Source organism: Mesorhizobium sp. B2-3-4 (assembly GCF_006442315.1).
Taxonomy (GTDB): domain Bacteria; phylum Pseudomonadota; class Alphaproteobacteria; order Rhizobiales; family Rhizobiaceae; genus Mesorhizobium.
Window position 1 is genome coordinate 155,929 of record NZ_VFVY01000019.1, and the last position, 6,182, is coordinate 162,110.

Genomic DNA, 6,182 nt, shown 5'->3' on the forward strand with positions numbered 1-6,182 from the left:
GGTTCAGTCCGTGACCTGGGCGCCATAAAGCGAAACAGCCAGGTCGTGGATGGCATCAGCCGTTCGCGGCCCGAAACCGAGCAGATAACTGCCGTCCATGCGGATAAGCTTGCGGGCGAGGCCAGCCGGCGTCGAACCTATCGACGCGTTCGAAAACAGCTCGTCATCCGAGATCGGCGGGCCGGCATTGTTCATCACCATGATGACGTCGGGCCTGGCCGTCACGATCGCTTCCTCGGACAGTTGCTTGTAGCCCGAAAAGCCTTCGACGGCGTTCAGGCCGCCGGCCAGCCTGATCATGCCGTTGGCCGCGGTATCGCTACCGGCCGCGAGGACTTTGCCGCCCTGCATCGAGAGCACGAAAAGAACCCGCTTGCGCTCCTCGATCGAGGCCGTCTGCTTTTCGGCTGCCTTCAATCTGGCATCGACCTGGGCAGCCAGCGCTTCGGCCTTGGCGTCAACGCCCAGAACTTTGCCGACGATGCGGATTTTTTCGAGAATACCGTCATGATCGTAGCGGTCGGGCACCTCGACGAACGGCACGCTGCTCTTCTTCAGCACGTCGAGCGCTTCCCTGGGGCCGCTGCCGTGCAGTGCCAATATGCCTGACGGATTGACTGACAGCACACCTTCCGGCGACAGCTGGCGCATATAGCCGACATCGGGCAGGTCAAGTGCCGCTTTCGGATACCGGCTGGTGGAGTCGCGCGCCGCAAGGCGTTTTTCCTCACCAAGCGCATAGACGATCTCGGTGATGGACCCGCCAATGGCAACGACCTTCGAAGGGTCGGCGAAGACCGAAATTCCTTCGGTGGCGCCAGCCGATTGCAATGCGGCAAACGTCAGGGAAAGACCGATTGCAGAACCGATCATCGATCCGCGCAAAGCGGACAGTCTCGCAACAAAACGCATGGGGTTCTTTCCTCAGGCTGCCGTCGGGCTTGGAATGCGCGGCAGGTGCTCGGCCAGGAAGCGCCAGTCGTCGCGCTCGCTTTCGCCTTCGTGGCGCTTGCCGAAGAACTGGATGATCATCTCGCCATTGGCGGCATAGACTTCGAGCGAGGTGACATGACCGTCCTTGGTAGGCTTGCGCACTGCCCAGACTTCATGGATGTGATCGGTGCGCAGATGCAGATGGAAGGTCTCGTCGAGCACGTTGATCCACGGCCCCATCGGCTTGATCGATTTGACCGGACCGGAATGGATCTGGATGCAGCCGCGATTGCCCACGAAGCACATGATCGGCATCTCGCCTTCGGCGGCGTGATGGAACATGGCGCGCACCGCGTCATTGTCGAGCAGCCACGCATAGTCCTGGCCGACCATGCGCACCGCCTGGCGGCGGCTGAGCTTCAAAGTCTTCAGCATGCCGAAGAACTGGTGTACGTCCGTCAGCCGGCTCCAGCGGTCGCGCAGATCGTCCAGGATCGCGGTCGATGAGGCGGTCTCGCTTTCCCCATCGGGAACCGATCCTGAAATGTCGATCGTAGGCTCCTGGTTCGATGATTCCAGCGAAGCGACCAGCTTCTGGTAGGCATAGAGGCTGGAGGCCGGGCGCAGATGCACCTTGTGCACCGCCTCGCCGGCCGTATCGAAGAACTGCAGGCTGCGGCGGATGTCGTCGCCGTCGCGCTTCTCGACGGCAAAACCATGCGCCCAGACTTTCGGAAAAATGCGCAGGTCGATGTTTTCGCCCAGCACCATCGCATTGTGGTTGCCGGTAACGACCTTGTCGTAGACGCCGATCTTTTCGTGCACGGCGCTCTCGTTGCGGGTCAGCGCCATCACCTCGCCGACCGCTTCCAGTCCTGTCAAAAGATCGTTGACGCGGGGTTCGACACGCACCACGCCATCGCCGCAATGCGCGGCGACCAGTTCGGCTTCCGAAATGCCGAGCTGGCCTGCCAGGTCACGCTCGCGCGTTTTCGGATTTTCCGTCCGTGCCCGCCGGATTTCATGTGGGGCGGGTTTTACGCGCTGATCCATGTCTTACCCCTGTTGCCTTGTCTTACTTGTTGAGAATGAGCTTGCCCTGCCGGGTGATCTTGAGCCGGTAGAGAGCACCATGATGCTCGATGCCGATCTCGTGCTCGCCCTGGAAGAGCGTGTTGCTGGACAGCGTTCGCACCGCCAACGGAATCCGATCGAAGCGCGCGGAGGCGTCATCGGAACGGCGGACGCGATAGCGAAAATCGTTGGGATTGTGGGTGTTCATCTGGGTCGATCCCTTCCTGTGCCGGGCATCTGGCTAGGCGTTGCGTGATTGCCGATTCATTTCTTGACTTGAATAATCATGTTTATTAGTCAGTGCAATACCGGATTAAATGAGTCAACATTTAAGACGCCGGATACGATCAAAAATGCCAGCCAGCCCCGGGCCAGCCAGCATCGAACATGGACTTTGGAGTTGGGGCATGGGGTTGATGATTTGGGAACGGCGCGGCCGATCGGCGGCGAACGGTGCGGCGGCTTTGTGGGCAAGCGTGGCGGCGATCGCACTGTCGGCGCCTTCGGCTTTCGCCCAGCAGGCAACGCAGCCGGCGAGCCAGCAGACGGATCAGACCGCGAAAGCCGAGCAGGAAAAAGCAGCCCCCGCCGGCGCAACCCTGCTCGACAAGATCCTTGTGCTCAGCCGTACCGGCGAGACCGCGATCCAGTCACTTTCCTCGGCAAGTCATCTCGACCAGGAACAGCTCGATCGCCGCATGGCAACGACGCCGAACGAGATGCTGCTGGGCGTGCCCGGTGTCGCCGCGCAGGCCGACGCCCGGCGCGTCAGCACCAGCATCAACATCCGCGGCCTGCAGGATTTCGGCCGCGTCGCCGTGATCGTTGACGGCGCGCGACAGGATTTCCAGCGCTCCGACCACGGCACGCAATCGACCTTCTACATCGATCCGGAGCTCGTCAAATCCGTCGACGTGATCCGTGGCCCCGTCGCCAACACATACGGCTCGGGCGCGATCGGCGGCGTCGTCTTCTTCGACACCAAGGACGCCGCCGACTTCCTCAAGCCGGACGAGACCTGGGGCGCTTCGGTAACCGGGCGCTATGAAAGCAACGGCAAGGGTTGGACCACCAGCGCCACGGGTGCCTACAAAATCAACGAAAACTGGGATGTGCTCGGCAACATCGTCTACCGCGACTATGACGACTACAAGGAAGGTGGCGGCGACACCGTCGCAGGCACCGGCTTCGACGTCCTGAGCGGCATGCTCAAGACCTCGATCCGGCCGACAGAGAATAGCGAGTTGAAGCTCGGCTGGGTCGGCTCGAGCGACGGCTGGACCGAGATCAGCGGCGGTGTTCCGCTCAACAATCACATCAGCGGCGGCGTTCCGACCAATGACGTCGACCTGAAGTCGAATACGTTCACCGCGCGCTACAACATCACGGACGAGGACAAGAGCTGGCTCGACCTCCATATCAACACGTCCTACAACAAGACCAATCTCGATCTCACCAGCCTGATCCCGCAAAACAGATTCAGTCCGGTCACCGGCCTGCCCGCGCTTTTGCCGGCGGGATCGACCTCGACCTTCGATATCGGCACGGCCAGCATCGACATCTGGAACACATCCAGGTTCGAGACCGCCGGCATAGCGCACGAACTGACCTATGGCGGCGATTGGGTCGCAGACAATGTCGAAACTGGCGGCTCCGCCGGTGGCGACAGCTTCTACACGCCCTCGGGCAAGCGCAACGTGTCCGGCGCCTATGTCCAGGACAAGCTCACCTGGGATTGGCTCGAAGTCATCGCCGGGCTGCGCTACGACAATTACAGCCTGAAGGACAGCACCCACGACACCTCGGGCGACCGGCTGTCGCCGCGCATCACGGTTGGTGTATCGCCCTTCGAAAGCGCCGGTCTCGACGGGCTGCAATTCTACGGCACCTATGCCGAGGGATATCGGTCGCCATCGCTGACGGAGACGCTGATCAGTGGCATGCATCCGGCTGGCGTGACCTTCCCGTTCCTGCCCAATCCAAATCTGCGGCCCGAGATCGGGAAGACGACGGAATTCGGCGTCAACTACAAGCAGAACGACATTCTCGAGCCGGGTGACGCGCTGCGCCTCAAGGCGGCGTATTTCAACAACGATGTCGACGACTACATCGATTCCGTGACGCTATCGCCATTCGTTCCTGGCAGCGGCTGTCCGTTCGGACCCGGCATCCCGATCTGCTCCCAGTATCAGAATTTCGCCAAGGCCAAGATCGACGGCTTTGAGCTGGAAGGCGTGTATGACGCCGGGTGGGGTTATGCCGGCCTGTCGGCCTCGATCACCAACGGCCACACCATTTCCTACAAAGGCGTGCAGGCCGACCTCGCCACCATCCCCTCCTCGCAGGTCACCGCCCAGCTCGGCCTGCGTTTCCTCGAGGACAAGCTGACCGTCGGTGGCGAAGTGCAGTACAACGTCAAGCCGAAGGGCAATCCGATCGCCGACGACTACACGCTGGTCAATGCCTTCGCCAGCTACCAAGCGACAGACAATCTGAAGATCGATTTCCGCGCCGACAATCTGTTCGACGTCAAATATGCCAACCCGCTCAACGTCACCACGGCCGGCCAGCCGTCGCAGCCGGTCTTCGCGGCCTACGAGCCCGGCATCACGCTGAAGCTGGCGGCAACAATGCGATTCGGAGGCTGATGACCATGACGAGCTTGACGACATCCCTTCGTCTGCTGACCTCGACGCTTGCGATGTCGCTTGCGACGGTTCCGGCGTGGGCTGAACAGTCCGCGCCGGTCCTGACCCTCGAACTCAATGCCGCGCAGCCTTCCGACAAGGGCTGCCGGCTGACCTTCCTGGTCAACAATAACCTCGGCGCCGACCTGACCAAGGCGGCATTCGAGATCGCCCTCTTCAACGAGGCCGGCGTCGTCGACCGGCTGACCGTGCTCGACTTCAAGGACCTGCCGTCCGGCAAGACCAAGGTGACGCGGTTTGACCTCGCCGGCACCGACTGCGCCAAGGTCAGCCGCGTGTTGATCAACAGCGCGACCGAATGCGCCGGCTCCGGCGTCGAACCAGCGGCCTGCATGCGCAGGCTGAAGACCGACACCAAGACCGGCATCGCCTTCGGCGTCTGAGGGCGGCGGTGGGCGTTCATCCCGCATTCCTGAATAACGCCGGGGCCCACGCGCCGTGGGGCGCCTCGTTGTCGCCGTCCGGGGCGGTTGATCTTGATTTGACAAGCTTCCACTGGCCGCTGCAATTTCCGCCCCGCGACATGCAGGAACCCAGCCCCCTCATCGACGCCAGCAGCGATCTGGCGATAGCGCCAGCCGAACCGATCGGCCTGACGCCACCGCCCGCAGGCAAAGGCAGATGGCCGGCGGCGATCGTTGTGTCCTGCCTGCTTCACGCCGGCGTGGCGGCGGCTTTACTGATCTCGCTGCCCAAAGGCGCTTCCGACTTGCCGGATACGGCGCAGTCGCAAGGCAGCGACCAGGCCGGCGACAAGGTGGCGGGCAGCGCGCTGGATCGCGAACCGCAGGCGATGAACGTCACACTGGTGCCCAACCCGCAACCGGCCAAACCGGCACCGGCTCGTCTAGCTCCATCGCCCCAACCACCACCGGCCCGCCAGGCCGCGATCCCGCCCGAGAAATCGGTCGAGCCGTCTCAACCTGTCCGGGAAGCGGCCACGCCACCGTCACCCAAGCCAGCGAGCCAGGCCTCGTCGACGCCCGATATACTGGTGACCGATGCCCCTCGCGATGACAATCAGAGCATTGCGGCAAAAAGCGAAGAGCCGGCACAGCCGGAGGTTCAACCCGAAACCCCCGAGACAGTCGCTGCCATCGCGCAACCTCCTGTGCCCAGCCCCAGGCCAAGCCCGCCAGCCGCCGCGGCAAGCGAAGCGGACGACAAGCGCGGCACGGCCGACGGCCAGATCCGCTCCGCGCAGACCGCAAGCAAGGGCAAAAAGCAAAAAGAGGTGGGCAGCGCCACGGAGGACAGCTATCGCGGCGACGTCATCCGCAAGCTCAGCCGGGTCAATCGTGCCGTGCCTCCAGCGGTGCAGCTCACCGCGCTCAACAATGCCGTGGTGACATTCGTCATCGGCAGCCGTGGCGGCATCGACGACCTGCGCATCCTGCAAAGCTCCGGATCGCCAAACTTCGATCAGGTCGTGCTCGGCATCGTGCGCAAGGCTGCGCCCTTCCCGCC

The 6,182-nt window shown here is 62.7% G+C and carries 6 protein-coding genes; 3 read left to right on the forward strand and 3 right to left on the reverse strand.

Going from position 1 to position 6,182, the window contains the following annotated elements:
• Positions 1-3: 3 nt before the first annotated feature.
• The 3 genes from FJ967_RS25380 to hemP are packed head-to-tail and all read right to left on the reverse strand — an operon-like array spanning position 4 to position 2,215.
• Entirely contained in the window at positions 4-912 is a 909-nt protein-coding gene (locus FJ967_RS25380) for a hemin ABC transporter substrate-binding protein (RefSeq protein ID WP_140734925.1), read from the reverse strand.
• Between the two features lie 12 nt (positions 913-924).
• Positions 925-1,986, reverse strand: coding sequence for a hemin-degrading factor (locus tag FJ967_RS25385; protein WP_140734927.1), 1,062 nt, complete (start codon positions 1,984-1,986; stop codon positions 925-927).
• A 22-nt stretch (positions 1,987-2,008) separates the two neighbouring features.
• A complete protein-coding gene (gene hemP, locus FJ967_RS25390; protein WP_027051401.1) occupies positions 2,009-2,215 on the reverse strand; it encodes a hemin uptake protein HemP in 207 nt (68 codons plus the stop codon).
• A gap of 199 nt (positions 2,216-2,414) precedes the next feature.
• Between hemP and FJ967_RS25395 the strand changes: the two genes are divergently transcribed.
• The 3 genes from FJ967_RS25395 to FJ967_RS25405 form a co-directional block, all read left to right on the forward strand.
• Positions 2,415-4,655 (forward strand): TonB-dependent hemoglobin/transferrin/lactoferrin family receptor, encoded by a 2,241-nt coding sequence (locus tag FJ967_RS25395; protein WP_140734929.1) that lies wholly within the window; start codon positions 2,415-2,417, stop codon positions 4,653-4,655.
• A 5-nt stretch (positions 4,656-4,660) separates the two neighbouring features.
• Entirely contained in the window at positions 4,661-5,098 is a 438-nt protein-coding gene (locus tag FJ967_RS25400; RefSeq protein ID WP_140734931.1) for a hypothetical protein, read from the forward strand.
• Positions 5,099-5,238: 140 nt separating this feature from the next.
• Positions 5,239-6,182, forward strand: a 944-nt coding sequence (locus FJ967_RS25405) for a TonB family protein (RefSeq protein ID WP_140734933.1), incomplete at its 3' end; no start/stop codon positions are given.